Annotated in this window: 14 protein-coding genes and 1 pseudogene; 6 read left to right on the forward strand and 9 right to left on the reverse strand. The window is 71.5% G+C overall.

Going from position 1 to position 16,806, the window contains the following annotated elements; genetic code table 11:
* The 3 genes and pseudogenes from Voc01_RS40440 to Voc01_RS40450 form a co-directional block, all read right to left on the reverse strand.
* Nucleotides 1-223, reverse strand: a pseudogene (locus Voc01_RS40440) (glycosyltransferase); the annotation flags it as partial.
* Nucleotides 220-1,332 carry a glycosyltransferase gene (locus Voc01_RS40445; protein WP_203933007.1) on the reverse strand — a complete coding sequence of 371 codons (1,113 nt, stop codon included), beginning with the start codon at nt 1,330-1,332 and terminating at the stop codon, nt 220-222. The gene Voc01_RS40445 and the pseudogene Voc01_RS40440, both read right to left, overlap by 4 nt.
* Before the next feature lie 102 nt (nt 1,333-1,434).
* Nucleotides 1,435-2,439 carry a glycosyltransferase family 4 protein gene (locus Voc01_RS40450; RefSeq protein ID WP_203933008.1) on the reverse strand — a complete coding sequence of 335 codons (1,005 nt, stop codon included), beginning with the start codon at nt 2,437-2,439 and terminating at the stop codon, nt 1,435-1,437.
* Nucleotides 2,440-2,836: 397 nt separating this feature from the next.
* Here Voc01_RS40450 and groL point away from each other — a divergent pair, with 397 nt between their 5' ends.
* Together groL and Voc01_RS40460 are read left to right on the forward strand one after the other, a co-directional pair.
* A complete protein-coding gene (gene groL / locus Voc01_RS40455) occupies nt 2,837-4,408 on the forward strand; it encodes a chaperonin GroEL (RefSeq protein WP_203933009.1) in 1,572 nt (523 codons plus the stop codon).
* 254 nt (nt 4,409-4,662) lie between these two features.
* On the forward strand, nt 4,663-6,069 hold the full coding sequence (locus Voc01_RS40460) for a hypothetical protein (RefSeq protein WP_203933010.1): 1,407 nt from the start codon (nt 4,663-4,665) through the stop codon (nt 6,067-6,069).
* A gap of 45 nt (nt 6,070-6,114) precedes the next feature.
* Here Voc01_RS40460 and Voc01_RS40465 read toward each other — a convergent pair whose 3' ends face one another.
* Complete coding sequence (locus tag Voc01_RS40465; RefSeq protein ID WP_203933011.1) at nt 6,115-6,576, reverse strand: hypothetical protein; 462 nt, start codon at nt 6,574-6,576, stop codon at nt 6,115-6,117.
* Nucleotides 6,577-6,959: 383 nt separating this feature from the next.
* Between Voc01_RS40465 and Voc01_RS40470 the strand changes: the two genes are divergently transcribed.
* Complete coding sequence (locus Voc01_RS40470; RefSeq protein WP_203933012.1) at nt 6,960-8,597, forward strand: ABC-F family ATP-binding cassette domain-containing protein; 1,638 nt, start codon at nt 6,960-6,962, stop codon at nt 8,595-8,597.
* Nucleotides 8,598-8,868: 271 nt separating this feature from the next.
* Here Voc01_RS40470 and Voc01_RS54850 read toward each other — a convergent pair whose 3' ends face one another.
* The gene (locus tag Voc01_RS54850) at nt 8,869-9,726 is read right to left on the reverse strand and encodes a MarR family winged helix-turn-helix transcriptional regulator (protein WP_203933013.1); all 858 of its coding nucleotides are present in this window, start codon (nt 9,724-9,726) and stop codon (nt 8,869-8,871) included.
* 87 nt (nt 9,727-9,813) lie between these two features.
* On the opposite strand from Voc01_RS54850, the gene Voc01_RS40480 reads away from it, so the two are divergent.
* Together Voc01_RS40480 and Voc01_RS40485 are read left to right on the forward strand one after the other, a co-directional pair.
* Nucleotides 9,814-10,212 carry a VOC family protein gene (locus Voc01_RS40480; RefSeq protein WP_203933014.1) on the forward strand — a complete coding sequence of 133 codons (399 nt, stop codon included), beginning with the start codon at nt 9,814-9,816 and terminating at the stop codon, nt 10,210-10,212.
* An 82-nt stretch (nt 10,213-10,294) separates the two neighbouring features.
* Entirely contained in the window at nt 10,295-10,570 is a 276-nt protein-coding gene (locus Voc01_RS40485; RefSeq protein ID WP_203933015.1) for a hypothetical protein, read from the forward strand.
* Nucleotides 10,571-10,586: 16 nt separating this feature from the next.
* On the opposite strand, the gene Voc01_RS40490 is transcribed toward Voc01_RS40485, so the two are convergent.
* Nucleotides 10,587-11,624, reverse strand: a complete 1,038-nt coding sequence (locus tag Voc01_RS40490) for a sigma-70 family RNA polymerase sigma factor (RefSeq protein ID WP_203933016.1) — start codon at nt 11,622-11,624, stop codon at nt 10,587-10,589.
* A 70-nt stretch (nt 11,625-11,694) separates the two neighbouring features.
* On the opposite strand from Voc01_RS40490, the gene Voc01_RS40495 reads away from it, so the two are divergent.
* Nucleotides 11,695-12,504 carry an alpha/beta fold hydrolase gene (locus tag Voc01_RS40495; RefSeq protein WP_239160845.1) on the forward strand — a complete coding sequence of 270 codons (810 nt, stop codon included), beginning with the start codon at nt 11,695-11,697 and terminating at the stop codon, nt 12,502-12,504.
* 1,108 nt (nt 12,505-13,612) lie between these two features.
* On the opposite strand, the gene Voc01_RS40500 is transcribed toward Voc01_RS40495, so the two are convergent.
* Genes Voc01_RS40500 through Voc01_RS40510 form a run of 3 tightly spaced genes read right to left on the reverse strand, consistent with a single transcriptional unit; the run spans nt 13,613 to nt 16,806 of the window.
* A complete protein-coding gene (locus Voc01_RS40500) occupies nt 13,613-14,356 on the reverse strand; it encodes a DUF8471 domain-containing protein (protein ID WP_203933017.1) in 744 nt (247 codons plus the stop codon).
* 30 nt (nt 14,357-14,386) lie between these two features.
* Nucleotides 14,387-15,652 carry a polysaccharide biosynthesis protein gene (locus Voc01_RS40505; protein WP_203933018.1) on the reverse strand — a complete coding sequence of 422 codons (1,266 nt, stop codon included), beginning with the start codon at nt 15,650-15,652 and terminating at the stop codon, nt 14,387-14,389.
* Complete coding sequence (locus Voc01_RS40510; protein ID WP_203933019.1) at nt 15,649-16,806, reverse strand: alkaline phosphatase family protein; 1,158 nt, start codon at nt 16,804-16,806, stop codon at nt 15,649-15,651. The genes Voc01_RS40505 and Voc01_RS40510 overlap by 4 nt, the downstream gene beginning before the upstream one ends.

Here is a 16,806-nt window from a genome sequence, read left to right on the forward strand (position 1 = left end):
GGATCACCGGCGGCGGCGGGTCCGGTTCGCGGGAGGTGACGACCAGACCGCGGGCCACGTCGTCGGTGCAGTAACCGTGCGCGCGTCGCACGATCGCGTGCCGGGCGTGTTCGAACAGTCCGGTGTCGTCGGTCAACCGGCTCAGGTGGGCGAAGGTCGGCGCGGGAAAGCGGGACCCGCCGACCGCCGGGGCGATCGTCGGCCGGGCCGTCTGCGTGGTCACCGTGCGTCGAGGGTCGTCGACCGAGCGTGGACGAGCCGCCGGGCGAGCGTCTCGTAGCGGTGGGCGACCGCCGGCCACAGCAGGGCCGACGGGGTGGACGGACGGGCCGAGGGCCGGGTGAGGACGAGGCGGATCGCCTCGGCCAGCGCCGCCGAATCCTGATGCGGAACGACCACGCCGTCGCCGTCGCCGAGCAGTTCGACGGCGTGTGGGAAAGCCGTGGCGACGACCTGGACCCCGGCGGCGACGGCCTCGATCAGCACCCCCGACGTGACCTGCTCCCGGGAGTCGTAGGGCAGGACGACGACGTCCGCCGAGGCGACGAGTTGGCGCAGTGCCGCGGCGTCGAGGTAGTCGGCCCGGTAGGTCACCGCGTGGGCGACGCCGAGCAGGGAACCGAGACGGTGCAGGCGTTCCCGATACGTCTCACCCTCCCGGGCGATCACCTTCGGATGGGTCTGTCCGGCGATGGTGTAGTGCGGGGCCGGGTCGAGGTCACGGAGCCGGGCGAGCGCCCGCAACGACCACTCGATGCCCTTCCCCGGCCCGAGCAGACCCCACGTCAACAGGTGTGCCGGCGACCCGCGCTCAGGCCCGCGATCGACCCCGGCGTGCACGCCGTGGGGGATCACCGACACCTTGGCGGCGTCGACGTCGTAGCCGACGAGCAGCCGGTCGCGTCCCGACGAGGTCATCGTCACGACGGCGCCGGCGGCCGCGACGACCCGTTCCAGCACGTCCTTCTGACCGAGGCTCGGGTGGGCGAGCACGGTGTGCAGCACGACGATGGCGGGCACCGTCAGCCGGTCGAGCAGGCGCAGCACATCGGCACCGTCGGCTCCCGGGTAGATGCCGTACTCGTGCTGGATGACGGCCACGTCGAAGGAGTTGAGCGCGTCGGCGCCCCCTTGCCAGCCACCTGCGGCGCCACCCGACCAGGTGTGTATCACCCCCGGCGTGGGACGCTCGTCGTCACCGGGGCCGGTGACGCGGACGATGCCGCCGGCGTCCGGGCCGGCGACCAGTTCGGCGGCGAGGGCGGAGTTGAACGTCGCCAGACCGCACCGGGTGGGTGGATGGGTGCTGAGCATGCCGTATCTGATCGTCATGTGGGACCTTCCGGCTGTCGGCCTCCGACGGGTACGCCGGCGACCTCACGCGGTATGAACGTCCACGGGCCAGCGTGTATGGCGGGTGGAATGGCGTGCGGGTCAGGCGTCGATGAGCGTGGTGTAGAGGTCGACGTAGTCGTCGACCATGCGGCCGACGTCGAATCGGGCCGCGGCCCGGGCCCGGCAAGCGGCACGGTCGATCTCCGCGACCCGTCCGACGGCGGTGACGGCCTGCTCCACGGTCTCGACCAGCAGCCCGGTGACACCGTCGTCGACGATGTCCGGCATGGACCCGCGGCCGAAAGCGATGACTGGCGTGCCGCAGATCATCGACTCCACCACCGACAGGCCGAACGGCTCGTCGAAGTCGATCAGATGCAGCAGGGCGGTCGCGGTGCCGAGAACCTCGGCCCGCTGCTTCGGCCCGACCGGTCCGAGGAAGACGACCCGCTCGCCGTCGATGTGCGGCGCCACCCGCTCGGCGAAGTACCGCTCGTCCTGCACGATGCCGCAGATGGTCAACGGCAGGCCGGCCCGCAGGGCCGTCTCGATGGCCGTGTGGATGCCCTTGTCCGGGTGGATCCGGCCCAGGACGACGAGGTGACCCGCTCCGTTGCCGAAGGGCAGCTCGTCGGCGTCGACGCCGTGGTGCACCGTCGCGACGTAGTCGATTCCGGAACGGCGGTCCGAATCCGAGATGGACACGAACGACGAGCCGGTGGCCCTCGTGTACGCGGGGACGATGCCGGCCCCGGAGAAACCGTGGACGGTGGTGAGCAACGGCGCGCGCCAGTGGGCGGCGAACGCGAGCGGTAGCCAGTCGAGGTGGTTGTGGACGAGATCGAACTCCGCCGACCGGGCCAGGACGTGGGAGACGTGGAGCGCCTCCCACACCCGGCCGTCCATCGTGGGGTCTTCGGCGTAACCGTGCGGGCATACGCCGTCGAGGCTCGCCGTCGTCGTCGAGTCGAGAGTCGCGAACAGTGTCACGTCGAGACCACGCGCCACCAGCCCGTCGGCCAGGAGGCCCGCGATCCGTTCCCAGGGGCCGTAGGCATGTGGTGGTGTCCGCCACGCCACCGGCCCCAGCAGGGCTATCCGCACAACGGCGGGCGTTCTCGTCGTCCAGCGGCGATGCGTTCCAGAGTCGTCATGATGTCCTCTCCCGGTCCCCGCCGGGCCGACCTGGCGGCGGCGGTGACGAGGTTGGACGAGCCGCGATCGGTGGTTGCCCGACGGTCGACGATGATCGAAGTATCACCGCAAGCCGGTAGCCCGCGCCGCCACCATACGCCCGTCGGACCGCGCCCGCAGCGTCAGCGTGACCACCGCCCGCCGCTTGCTTTGCGGAACGATGGGTGTTGCACTGTGGTTAGCACTCCCACCCGGTGAGTGCCAACCGAATGGGATGGAACCCCCGGGAGGGGGACCGCCGTGGCGGTCATCGCAGGTCGGCCCGAGCAGGTGCTGCACGTGGGCACGACAGATGAGGACCATCCTGATGGCCAAGTTGATCGTTTTCGGTGAAGAGGCTCGTCGTGGCCTGGAGCGGGGCATGAACGTCCTCGCCGACACTGTGAAGGTGACGCTCGGCCCCAAGGGCCGCAACGTGGTGCTCGACGCGCAGTGGGGCGTTCCCACGATCACCAATGACGGGGTCAGCATCGCCAAGGCGATCGAGCTCGACGACCCGTACGAGAGGTTGGGCGCCGAGCTGGTCAAGGAGGTCGCGAAGAAGACCGACGACGTCGCCGGCGACGGCACGACGACGGCGACGGTGCTCGCGCAGGCGTTGGTCCGTGAAGGGCTACGCAACGTCGCCGCCGGAGCCAGCCCTCTCGCGCTCAAACGCGGGATCGAACTGGCCGTCGTGGCCGTCACCGAGGCGCTGGCGAACCACGCGCGGGAGGTTGACACCCGGGAGCAGATCGCCGCCACCGCGTCGATCTCCGCCGGCGACCCGGCGATCGGCGAGATGATCGCCGAGGCGATGGACAAGGTCGGCAAGGAGGGCGTCATCACCGTCGAGGAGGGCACCACCGTGGGTCTCGAACTCGAGCTCACCGAGGGCATGCGCTTCGACAAGGGCTACATCTCGCCGTACTTCGTCACCGACGCCGAGCGGATGGAGGCCGTGCTAGACGATCCGTACCTGCTCATCGTCGGCAACCGGATCTCCGCGTTGCACGACCTGCTGCCGATCCTGGAGAAGGTCCGGCAGGCGGGGCGGCCACTGGTCGTCGTCGCGGACGACGTCGACGGTGAGGCCCTGACGACGTTGGTCGTCAACATGCTGCGCGGCACCGTCAAGGTCGTCGCGGTCAAGGCGCCCGGGTTCGGGGACCGCCGTACGGCCATGCTGGCCGACCTCGCCGTCCTGACCGGTGGCCAGGTCATCAGCGAGACGCTCGGAGTCGCCCTCGACACGGTCGAGCTCGACCAGCTCGGCCAGGCCCGCACGGTCGTCGTCACGAGGGACGAGACGACCATTGTCGACGGCGCCGGTGACGTCGCGCTGATCTCCGGACGGGCCGCCCAGATCCGCGCCGAGATCGACGGCAGCGACTCCGATTACGACCGCGAGAAGCTCCAGGAACGGTTGGCCAAGCTCGCCGGCGGGGTCGCGGTGATCAAAGCGGGAGCTGCCACCGAGGTCGAGCTCAAGGAACGCAAACACCGGATCGAGGACGCCGTCCGCAACGCCCGGGCCGCCGTCGAGGAGGGCCTCCTGCCGGGCGGGGGAGTGGCCCTGGTCAACGCCGCGAACACGGCGTTCGGCAAGCTCGATCTTTCCGGTGACGAAGCCACCGGCGCCACCATCGTGCGGGTCGCACTCGCCGCACCGCTGCGTCAGATCGCGATCAATGCCGGGCTGGAGGGCGGTGTCGTGGTCGACCGGGTCGGCTCGTTGCCCGAGGGTCACGGCCTCGACGCCACCTCCGGCGAGTACGTCGACATGTTCGAGGCGGGCATCGTCGAGCCGGCCAAGGTCACCCGGTCGGCCCTGCAGAACGCCGCGTCGATCGCCGGGTTGTTCCTCACCACCGAGGTGCTGGTGGCCGACAACGGGTGACGGTCGGCGCCCCTCAACGCCGGACGTCGCCGGATCCTTCATGATCTGGATCGGCTGTCCCGACGGCAAGACGCTTGGCGACGCGCAGCAGGACCTGCCCGCGCGGCTCCGCACCGGTGGGCGCCACCGGTGCGGTGGAGGCCCGGGGTCAGTGTCGTGGATCTCGTCGAGCCCGACCCTGGCGTCCCGCGCCGGTTGGCGCCAGGCGCGTTGATCGGTCAAGATCGGTCCGCTGACGCGACGGGGGAACGATCATGGACGAGTTGCGACCGGTGTCCAGGACACCGTTGATTCCCGACGAACTGGCCCTGACCCTGTACCGGGGCCGGTTCGACGGTGGCGGGCGGTCGACGACGGTGTACTGCTACACCACCGAGGGGATGACCCGGCACCGGCAGCAGGAGCTGGTATTCGCGGTGCTGCCGACGCGGCCGGACGACCCGCCGCCTACCTTCCCGGCCGGCCACGCCGTGGCGGTGTACCGCAGCGCGGCGGCCGGCCAGCCGTACGGTCCCGGCGACGTTCTCCAGTTCGCCCAGTGGGGCGCGGACGCCGATCCGCGGCTCAGCGGGGTGGCCTGCACGCCGCCGCCTGCCGCGTTCCCCGCGCTCGCCGGGATGGCCGGGAACGCGTTGCTGGCCGTTCCGCTGGTGGCCGACGAGACCGCGGTGGCGGTGCGGTACGGCTCGGCGCGGGTGCTGGCCCTGCTCGGCGACCGGGCCCGGTACCACCCGTTCCCGTGGTGGTTCGAGCCCGGCCGCCCGCCGGTCCTGGACCGGGCGGCGTACGCCGCCGGCACGGCGCTGGCCGGGCTGACCGCCTGTCGGTTGCCGGACCTCCACGTCGTCCAGGCGGGCACCCGGCTGGTGGTGTCGGTCGGCGTCGGGCAGCTGGCCCTGCTGACGCGGGTGTTGAGCGAGGCGCCGGAGGTCTGTGCCTACCAGCCGGGGCCGGCCGCGGTGGACCGGACGCTGGTCTGGGAACCGGGCCAGCCGGGCCCGCGCGCGATCAACGCGCCGACGGCGACGGGCGGCGGCGTCGGCGGTAACTTCCTGCTCATCGGGCAGGTTCCCGACCGGTCCAGCGCCCGACAGCTCGAGGACGGGTTCGCCGTGTGGCTCACGGGGCGGACCTACGCCCAACTGGTCGCGGCGGTGGCCGCCGGCCGGCCGGCGGAGCTGCCGCTCGACGGCGACGAGCTGCGAACGCTGCTGTTCGTCCCGCGTGCCCGCGGCGCCCCGATCGGCGACGGCGTGGTCTTCGACGCGGACAGCGAGTCGGTCTCATACCGCACGGACCCGATCCGGCCGGCATCCGCCGCCCAGCCGCCGCTGGTGCGGGTCGGGCCGATCGAGCTGGTGCTGCACGGCGGGCACCGGGCCGCCGACGGGATCGACGCCGCCGACCTGGGCGCCTTCGTGAGCACCGCGCTGCGGGTGGTCGACGGGTTCCTCCAACGGGCGCCGACTGCGGCTACCGCGCTGACCGTCGCGTTCCACCTGGTGCCGGGACAGCCGGTCCGGGCGGAACCCCGGGAGTGGACCGGCGGCCCGCCACCGCCGGGCACCGCGGATCTCGCCGCCCTGCTGGCCACCGTGCCGGCACCCCCGACCGACCCGCCGGGCCTCTCGTTCGACCTGGTCGTCCAGCTCCGACCCTGAGCGACGTCTCGCACCTCGGTGCTGATCGGTCACGGTGCATCGGCGTCACACGGTTTCGACGGTGACGTAGGTCCGGCCGAAGTCGTTGCCGGCCCGGGTGCCCAGCCACATCCCCTGCAGGGAGTGCGGGTCGGCGACCAGCGTCGCGTCCGACAGGCGTGACATCGCCAGCACGTCGGTCGGTGCCGCCGCGTGCCAGGACCCGTCGTCGAACAGGACGCCCGCCCGGTCGTCGTAGAGGGCCACCGCACCCGCGCCCGGCCCGCCGCCCGCGCTGACCGCCCTGGTCCAGCTGAGGTCGACAGGCCGGTTCTCCACGACGGCGCGCCACCGGTCGGCGCCGCCGCGGTAGGCGGACAGGCGTGACGGCTCGGAGTGGCCGATCGCCGGCCACGGCTCGGTGTCGGCGGCGGTGGCCAGCTCCACCCGTCGCGGTGGAGAGCCCACGTCGAGGACGGGCAGCGACCGCCACGACGCTCCGCCGTCGGAGCTGACAGCAGTGTGCACCAGGTTCTTCACCGTCGTGACGACCCAGATCCGGCCGGTGGCGTCGGAGGTGACCTCGTCGGCACCGGCCCCGAGGCGGCCAGCGGGCTGTGCCGGTCACCCCTCGCCCAGGCGACCGACCGTTCCGCCGGGCCGCTGCCGTCGTCGTACGCCTCGAGCAGCGACGGGCCCAACCCCGACCGGGCGGCCTGCAGCGTGATCTCACCACCGCGCTGGTCCGGGCGGTGTCGGCGGTGCGTGCCGTGCATCCCGACGAGCGGGCTTCGCGGCCGCGCTGTGGATGCTGTACCGCGACGCCGCCGCGTCGTACGTGGTCGGTGCTGTGATCCCGACGCGCCAGCCGGTCGGGCCGGGCGGTACCCGAGATGGATACCATCGTCACCGTGACCGGCACGATGATCGTCAAGGGCCTGGCCGCAGGGTACGGCGACGAGGAACTTTTCGCCGGGTTGGATCTCGTGGTCGCGCCGGGCGATGTCATCGGGTTGGTCGGGGCCAACGGTGCGGGCAAGTCCACACTGTTGCGGATTCTCGCCGGTCTGCATGATCCGGAGGGTGGCACGATCGCCCTCAGCCCGCCGACAGCCACGGTCGGCTACCTGCCGCAGGAGCCTGAGCGGCGCCCGGGCGAGACCGTCGCGGGTTACCTGGCCCGGCGAACCGGGGTGGCCGCCGCCCGGATCGCGCTGGACGCGGCGGCCACGGCACTCGCCGTAGGCGAGCCTGACACGGACGACGCGTACTCGACCGCCCTGGAGCGCTGGCTCGATCTGGGCGGCGCGGACCTTGAGGAGCGCGCGGGTGCCGTCGGCGCGGACCTCGGACTCGGTGTGGCGCTGGACCACCCGATGACCGGGCTGTCCGGGGGGCAGGCGGCCCGGGCGGGTCTGGCAGCGCTGCTGCTGTCGCGGTACGACATCTTCCTGCTCGACGAGCCGACCAACGACCTCGACCTCGACGGCCTCGCCCGGTTGGAGTCGTTCGTCACGGACCTGCGGGCCGGCACGGTCCTGGTGAGCCACGACCGTGAGTTCCTGACCCGCACCGTCACCGGTGTGCTGGAACTGGACCGCCCGCAGCAGCAGATCCGGTACTACGGCGGCGGCTACGAGTCCTATCTGGAGGAACGGGAGATCGGACGCCGGCACGCCCGCGCGGAGTACGAGCAGTACGCCGAAACCAGGTCGAACCTCGAGGCGAGGGCCCGCACCCAGCGCAACTGGATGGAGAAGGGGGTCCGCAACGCGCGCCGCAAGGCCACCGACAACGACAAGATCGGTCGTAAGGTGCGGGCAGAGTCAACCGAGAAGCAGGCGGCCAAGGCCCGGCAGACCGAGCGTCTCATCGAACGGCTCGATGTCGTCGAGGAGCCACGCAAGGAGTGGCAGTTACGGATGGAGATCGCCGCCGCGCCCCGGGCCGGAGCGATCGTCGCGGCCCTGCGCGCAGTCGTGGTCAAGCGCGGCGGGTTCACTCTCGGACCGGTGGATTTGCAGGTCGACTGGGCCGACCGGATCGCGATCACCGGTCCGAATGGCGCCGGAAAGACCACCCTGCTCGCCGCGATACTGGGCCGGATACCGGTCACGTCCGGTACGGGAATCCTCGGGCCCGGCGTCGTCGTCGGTGAGGTCGACCAGGCCCGCGCCGTGTTGCTGGGTGACGAGTCGCTGCTCGACGCTTTCCGGGCCGCAGCCGGTGACTGGGCGCCCGAACGGGCCCGCACGCTACTCGCGAAGTTCGGGCTCCGCGGCGAGCATGTCCTACGGCCGGCGGCGACGCTGTCACCGGGCGAACGAACACGCGCCGCACTCGCACTGCTCCAGGCCCGCGGCGTCAACCTGCTGGTCCTCGACGAGCCGACCAATCACCTCGACCTACCCGCCATCGAGCAGCTCGAATCGGCCCTCGATACCTACCCGGGCACCCTGCTGCTGGTCACCCACGACCGCCGGATGCTCAAGGCGGTACGCACGAACCGTCGCATCGACATCGAGGCCGGGCGTATCACGGCCGCCTGAACCGCGACAGCACAGCAGGCCGCGAGGCTGCGTCGCAGCGGCCTCCAACTTCGCCGGGGATCGCTCATCTCTACCCGTGGGGCCGGCGCGCGCCAACACCGGCCCGCATATGTGTGGCGCGATTTGCGCTCCGATGACGATGCGGCTTCGATGCCTTGGTCGCCCCGACGGTGCCTTAGCGCGGCCGCTCGTGACGTCGCCACCAACCCCAGCCGGGCCGTCGCTTGGACGAGCTCGGACCGCCGCCGAGATCCCGGACGCCTGAACCATTTCACCGGGTCCCGGACAGCCGCGCCCGGGATCCGGTTCGGGGCCGACCGCCCCGGCGCCAGGCCGCGCCGATCGTGGGTTGTTCCGGGCCGCGCCGGGCGATCTCGTCCAAGGAGCGCCGGAGGGCGGCGACGCCGTCGCGGCCCAGGACGCCGTCGAGCCACTTCTCGTAGGCATCAACGACGATCCGGCAGGCACCGAGCAGGCGGCGTCCGTCGGCGGTCGGGACGTAGAGCTTCGCGCGTCGGTCGGTCGGGTCGGGGCCCAGGGTGAGGTAGCCGCGGTCGACGAGAAGACCGGCGAGTTCGGCGGTGGCCTGCTTGGTGCGCCCGCCGCGCTCGCGCAGCGTGGCCAGGCGGGTCCCGTCGACGTCGACGTTGGCCAGGACGGAGGCGTGAGCGGCCCCGACGTCGTCGTAGCCGGGAGTACGAGCGGGCGTTCGCCGGTCAACAGCGTGCCCAGCTGGCGCCCACGCTGCGTCGGCACGGCGTCCAGTTGTGGCTGCCGGAAACGTACGGGCCGGTCGACTTCGACAGCCCGCGTCAGCTCGCGGTGCTTGATCTGCTCGGGGTTCGGTCGCAGCGGGAGGTGTCGCGGGCGCGGTTTCGGACGATGGCGGCGATGCGGGTTCAGGCTGAGGTGCAGGGCCGGCATCTGGGTGGCCGTCCGCCGTACGGCTACCGGCTGGTCGACGCAGGTCCGCATCCGAACCGGGTCCATGCCGGACGGGGGAGGCGGCTGCACCGGTTGGACCCTGACCCCGTGACCGCACCGCACGTCCGGTGGATCTTCGAGCAGCGGTTGGCCGGGCAGAGCGTGGCCGGTACCGCGCGGGAGTTGAACGAGCGTCGGGTGCCATGTCCGTCGAGGGCGGACCCCGAGTCACTGCGGACTACCTGTTCCAGCAGGCCCGGATGGTGTGCCAGCTCGGCGTAGCCTCGACGTCATGCCTGTCCAGTTCAATCACACCATCGTCCATGTGCGTGACCGGGAACGCTCCGCCCAACGACTGGCGGAGTTGCTGGGTCTCGCGGCACCGGTCCCATATGGGCCGTTCCTGGTCATCGAGCTGTCCAACAACATCTCGCTCGACTTCATCCAGGACGACCGCACCATCCATCCCCAGCACTACGCGTTCCTCGTGTCGGACGCGGAGTTCGACGAGATCCTCGCCCGCATCAAGGACCACGGCTTGCCGTACTGGGCGGATCCGCTGCATCGGCAGCCGGGAAGGATCAACACCAACGACGGCGGACGCGGGCTGTACTGGGCGGACGACGACGGTCACAACCTCGAGATCATCACCGTGCCGTACGGCGGGTGGCCATCGCGGGATGAGACCTGATTGACGGCGGGAGCACTGCACCACTCTGCAGCACCGAGTAGCACGAAACGCCAGACGCGGCCGCGCTGGCAGGATCTGCGCGATGGAGATCTCAGAGTTGACGCCCGGCAGCGACGAGCCGCTCGCGTCGGCGCTGCTGTCGCTGCAGCACGCGGCCTACGCGGTGGAGGCCGCGGCGATCGGGGACGACCGCATCCCGCCGCTCCATGAGACCCTCGACGAGCTGCGTGCCGGGCCTCTGCGATGGCTCGGTGCGTTCCAGGATGATCGGGTGGTCGGCGCGATCGCCTGGACCGAGGACGGCTCGACGGTGGACATCGACCGGCTCGTGGTCGATCCGGGGCTGCTCGGACGGTAGCCGACGGTGCCCACCGTCAGGTCGGCAGCGCCGGCGGCAGCCCGAAGCCGGCGAAGTACGACGGGTCGAGGAACGAGGTCACTGCGCGGATCCGCGGTCCGCACATCGTGAAGACGTCGATCGACCACGGCCGGAACTCTTCGGCCGTCGCGTTCCACAGGTAGCTGGCGACGGCGGGCTGGCCGTTCGCGCTGATCATCCCCGAGTGCCGCCATTCGCCGCAGTTGTGCAACGGGACGGTCACGGCGAACTCGGTGACCACCGCCAGTCCTGTGTACCAGTGCGGCAGGGGCGGCATCGACCAGGTCACGTCCTCGGTCAGCAGGGAGACCAGCAGGTCGGCGTCACCGGACTCGAGGGCCCGCGCGTACGCCGTCACCGTCTTTCGCAACCGTTCGTCTCCGACCTGCCGCAACGTCTGCTGCTGGCTGACCGGTGGCACCCGCCGCGAGACCACAGTGCGCGCCCGGGCCAGGGCGGAGTTCACCGAAGTCACCGACGTGTCCATCATGGTGGCGATCTCCGCGGCGGAGAAGCCGAGGACCTCGAACAGCACCAGCGCCGCCCGCTGGTTGCCCGGTAGGTGCTGCAGCATTGCCACGAACGCGAGCTCGACCGCCTCCCGTTGTTCGTACCGTGCGTCCGGCGCAGCGGCCGCGGTACCGAGGCCGAGATCGGCGTACGGCTCCAGCCAGGCCGTCTCCGTTGCCGGCACGTCTGCGATCACCGGTCGGGTGCTGGCCGGTCCGAGATCGACCGGCAACGCCCGCCGCGACCGCGACCCGGCCGCGTCCAGGCAGGCCCGGGTCGCCACCGTGTAGAGCCACGTCCGAAGCGAGCTGCGGCCCTCGAACCCGGACAGCCCTCGCCATGCCCGCAGCAGCGTCTCCTGCAACACGTCGTCGGCGTCGTGTGACGACCCCAGCATCCGGTAACAGTGCGCGTGCAGCTCGCGGCGCAGCGGTTCCACCAGACGGGCGAACGCCTCGTCGTCTCCCTCCCGGGCGAGGTCGAGGTCTTCGTCGTCCGAGCTGGGGGAAGAAACTTTGCTCACGAGCGACGATTCTGCCCGACGGTGGCCGTCTCCACTTCCGACGAACGACGACTACCAGGAGGAACGTCCCATGACCCGAACCGAGGTGCTCCACGTCGACGACGCCGGTCTCTACCACGAACTGCGTGGCGACGGCCCGCTGGTGGTGCTGGCCGGCGCGCCGATGGACGCGGACCCGTTCGCCGGGCTGGCCGAGCTGCTCGCCGTGGACCACACCGTGCTGACCACCGACCCGCGCGGCATCAGGCGCAGCTCGGTCGGTGACCGCGACGCGCCGTCGACCCCGCGACAGCGCGCCGCCGACCTGGCCCGCCTCATCGACCACGTCGGCCGTGGCCCGGCGGCCCTGGCGCTCGGCTCCAGCGGTGGCGCCGTGAGCGTCCTGGCGCTCGCCGAGGACCACCCGGACAGCGTGGCCGTCGTGATCGCGCACGAGCCTCCGCTCCTGGAGATCCTGCCCGACCGGGACGAACTGATGGCCGCCACGGAGGAGATGCTGGCCATCTTCGAGACCGGCGACCGCGTGGCGACCTTCCGCACGTTCATGGCCATCGCGAACCTGCAGCTGCCGGACGAGATCGTCGACATGATGACCAGCGCGGACGCCACCCCGCGGGAGCTCGCCGACGAGGCGTTCCAGTACCGGAACATGTACCGCGCAACGGTCGGCTTCCGGCCCGACATCGCGCGGCTGACGGCCGTCTCCACTCAGGTGCTGGTCGGACTGGGAGAGGACTCGGCCGGCGAGCTGTGCGATCGTTCGTCCCGGATCCTGGCCGACCTGCTGGGCACCGAACCGATGATGTTTCCCGGCGGCCATGTTGGTTTCGCCACCGACCCCGCGGCCTTCGAGTCCCGGCTCCGCAAGATCGACTTCTGAGAGTCCGCTTGACAAGCCCCGTCCCCGGGTGCAGCCCGGGTGCGCTTCACGATCGCGATCCGCGGAAGGAACGTGCGGCTGGACTCGAGGTTTCTTCCGCGGATCGTGATCATGGAGGCGGACCGGCCGCGTCGGTCGAGGATCGCCACCGGTTCCGCGTCGGGTTCGCCAGGCTGGACGACGCGAAGTCGCCGCAGGAGTTGGAGGCGATCCGGCCGCCGCTGGCACTGGATCTCGACACCCACGCCGACGCGGAGGAGGAGATCCTCTACCCGCATCTGCTCACGGACGCGGGTCCGGGATCGCGGTCGATCCGGCGCTACGGGCGCAGGTTCTCGACTCGCAAAATTTGCTCGGTGTCGCCTGGCAACTTCCGTCCGTGGTCGTGGAGCGTTGCCAGAGTCGCATGATCCCGAGGGGCTCGCCGACCGCGTAGGCGAGCCGGTCACCGCGGGCGGCGCGCAGGCTGTGCTCGTCGAGTCGGATGTAGTCGGGGCCGTTTGCGACGTACAGGTACTCGTCCGGCGCCGCCGGTGGACGGTTGCGCGCATCGAGTACCGATGGCCCAACTCAGCCCGAGTACCCGCGGTCGCCGGCATGGGTTGCACCGTGAGGCTCGCGGCGGTGAGAAACGATCACCGCAAATAGCTTCCCGTGATGTCGATGTGCGCTGGGAAGTGGCCGAGCGGCCATGTCCTCGGCGAAGCCGTCAGGGGTCGGGCGTACGCGGGCCGCGGCACGAGTCGACGTACCCGAGAAGGTCCGCATGGTGACCGGCGGTTGGGGAAGCTGTAGGTGCTGTCGTCAAACGGTTGTGGCGGTGTCCACGGCTCGCGATCTTGGCGTCCGCTCATGCACAGGTGACCGAGTTGTGTCGGAGGTTTCATCCATCGGCGTCTCCCGCCGTTGGCGGGATTGGCCGTCGGCGTACTCCTCGACGGTTCCTGGGATTGTCCGCTCGCGAGGAACAGGTCGGCCTGAGACCGGGTTGCGGAGTTGGGGGCAGGGGCAGCGGGCCGCGGCGCGCACCGGCCGGGCGCCGCACGGTAGCGGTGGACGGGATGACGGCCTGTCGCCGTCCACCGACAGCGTCCGTCGACTCGGGACGTCACCGGATCAGGCGGCGGTACGGCTCGGGATGGTCGGCGCGGTACAGGCGAATCTCGACCCGGGTGCCGCCCTCCACCGTGGGGAACACGCGCCGCTCACCGGGACGCAGCTCGAAACCGGCGCTGCGGCGCAGCGCGCCGTCGACGTATGTCTCGAGGCGGAACCGCGTCGGGGTCGACTCCGCGCTGTGCACCACCACGGCACCGGAGGCGTCCAGGCCGAACTCGGTGTAGTAGGAGTCCGCGGTGCGGTGACGGGTCGCGGTGACCACCTGCGTGAGGAGCAGCACTGTCAGGCCCAGCACCGGAACGGCCGCCCACCACACCCGCGCCACACCCGGCACGCCGCCGCGGGTGGGTTGCGGCGTGGCGGCACCGACGGCGGGGCCGGTCCGTGCGTGGCGCCGGCGCAGCATCGCGATCGCGCACATCACCACACACCCGACGGCGAGCAGCGTACCCACCACGTCGGGCCGGAAGCCCCAACCGAACCCGGCCACCGTCAACCCGGCGGCGGCTGTCAGCACGAACGACAGCGGGCCGACGAGCGTGGCGGCGAGTACCGGGTCGGGCCGGTGGCGACCGTACAGCGCCGCGATCGCCAACCAGCCGGGTAGGACCAGGGCGAGCAGCAGACCCGCGGCGAACCGCGCCGGACCGGGCGCGACGGCGACGACGACGGCACACGCCCACGCGAGGGCGACCGGGCCGACCAGCCGGCCCCGCCGCACCCACCGCGCCACGTGACCCAAACTACCGCCCGGGCCCCCTGGTCACAGCCGTTTGGCACGGGCGGTCTGAACCACTGCCAGGCCGGCGGTGACGCCCACGGCCACCGCCCAACCGGCGGACATCCCGGTACCGCTCCGGGTCACCAGTCCGACGGTCACCGGCAGCGCCAACGCCAGCCCGCAGAACACCGAGGTGAGCACCGTCAACTGGGTGAAGCGGTGCTCGGTGCGCAGGCGGGACTGGGACAGGATCACCACGGTCCACGGCATCACGCCGACCATCAGGATCCGCAGGGACGTGGCGGCTCCGTCCTCATAGTCGGCGCCGTACCACATGAGGACCAGGCCGGGCACCACCACACACACCACCAGCACCGGCGCCAGCAGGAGCGCCGAGAAGCGCCGGCTCCGGGCGACGAGCGTGCCGGCCGAGTCCGACGTTCCCTGGCTCAGCGAGATGTTCGAGACCACAGCGGGCACCAGATAGGCGATCTGGGCGATGCTCCACGCTACGTAGAAGAACGCGTTCTCGCGCGGTCCCAATACCGAGACCGCCACCAGCGGCAGCGCGAACTGCGGTGCCCCGCTGAGCAACGCACCGGGCCAGCCGCGGGCCGCGAACGCGGCGACCTGCGTCACCTGCGGATCGCGGCGGTCGGCCCACCCCGTGACCCGGTACCCCGGGACGAGCCGCGGGAGCGCCGCGAGCGTCACCACGACCGTCGCCGCCACCGGAAGCGTCGCGGCCAGGTAGAGCGCGCCGGGGTCGTCGGCCGGAAGCCACAGCAGCGGTGCGAGCCTGAGCCCGCCGGCCGCCGCGTTGCGCGCGAGCGCGGTTCCGGCGCGCCGCAGCGCGGTGAGCACGTTGTCGACGAGCACGCCGGCGCCGGCGCCGGCGCCGGCCACCGCGAACAGGACCACGTCGGGCCAGAACCTTTGCAGGTGCGGGGCGAGTTCCGGCGACACGACCGGCGCGAGCGCGGTGAACGCCAGGGCCGCAGCGAACGACGTCGCCACCGAGAACGCCAGCGCCGGGTTGACGGCGCGGACGTGGGTCGCGCCGAAGCGGAGCATCGCGTACGGCAGCCCGAAACCGGTGAGGTAGCTGAGGAACGAGTTCGCCGCGAACAGGCCGGCGGCGGTGCCGAGCACGGCCGGGTCGGCCCGGCGCGCGGCCACCACCCAGAACAGCAACCCCGTGCCGGCCGACACCCCGGTGCTCACCAGCATCAGGTACGACTGCCGGTAGAGCGGGTCGGCGTAGTGCCGGGCGACCCACCGGCGGCCGGCGGCGATCCGGGACGTCACCGGCGGACGGCGGCCGAGTCCATGGTGCCGGTGGCGACCCCGTAGACGCCGGTGGCCGGCATCGGGTCGGTCCGTCCCGGATCCGCGCCGACACCGTGCCGGAGGAAGATCCCGCTCGCGCTGGGGGCCTCCGGCCGGTACCCGTGCGTCGCCCGGTCCGGATAGTCCCTGGTACGGAAGAACGTCGGCGAGATGTAGCTCGGATGGAACACCACGGCCTCGTCGGCGACGAGGATGTCGGTGCCGTACCGGTCGTCGTCGAACGCGATCCCGTACCGCTCCTCGTCCGCGCGGGTCAGGAACGAGGCGGGTGCGTGCCGAAGGGCGTCGCGGATGCCGGCGCGGACCCGTTCGTCGGCGTACCAGAACCGGGCGAACGTGCTGTCGACGAACGCCAGGTAGTCGCGGCCGATCCGCCACGGTCGCAGCTCGGCGAACAGGTCGAAACCGCGCTCTACGTCGGTCATCCCGTGGTCGGAGAACAGCAGCATGTGCGCGTCGGTGCGCGCGCCGATGCGGTCCCACACCTCGGTGGTGAACGCGGCGATCCGGTCGAGGTCCGGCTTGAGGCGACGCACGTCGGCTCCGTACCGGTGACCGTGACCGTCGACGCTCGGATCGTAGTAGAAGGCGACGTCGTAGGTGTCGAGGACCCGGTCGAGGTCGCGCACCTGCCGGCCGAGGTCGTAGCCGTGGTCCAGGTAACGGAAGAAGAACCGCAGCCCGTGGTCGAGTGCTGCGTCGCCGAGGTTGGGCACCGGCAGGTCCGCCGGCGGGAACCGGCGGTAGTCCATGTCGTGGCGGGCGAAGTGGTGCGCGAACTGCAACGGGATGCGCAGCTTGTGGGCGGCCGGCAGGCCCGCCTTGCGGGCGAACCGGAACAGCACCAGCCGCGCCAGGTTCACCGGGGTCAGCAGCGGCGTGCCGACGACGGCCCTCGCGAGCGCCGACTGCGGCCGGTCGTGGCGGTAGTACTCCGTCCAGATGCCGGTCCGCTGCGGTGGCTGCCCGGTGACCAGGCACGGCAGGATGGTGGAGCTGTAGCCGAGAACCGTGGTGAGGGGCCGGCGTTCCGGCCAGTAGCCCGGCATGAACTCGGTCTCCTGGAGGTAGCGCCAGGCGAACGCGTCGGCGAAGTACAGCACGAGTTTCAC

It is taken from the genome of Virgisporangium ochraceum, from assembly GCF_016863655.1.
In the GTDB taxonomy this organism is placed as follows: domain Bacteria; phylum Actinomycetota; class Actinomycetes; order Mycobacteriales; family Micromonosporaceae; genus Virgisporangium; species Virgisporangium ochraceum.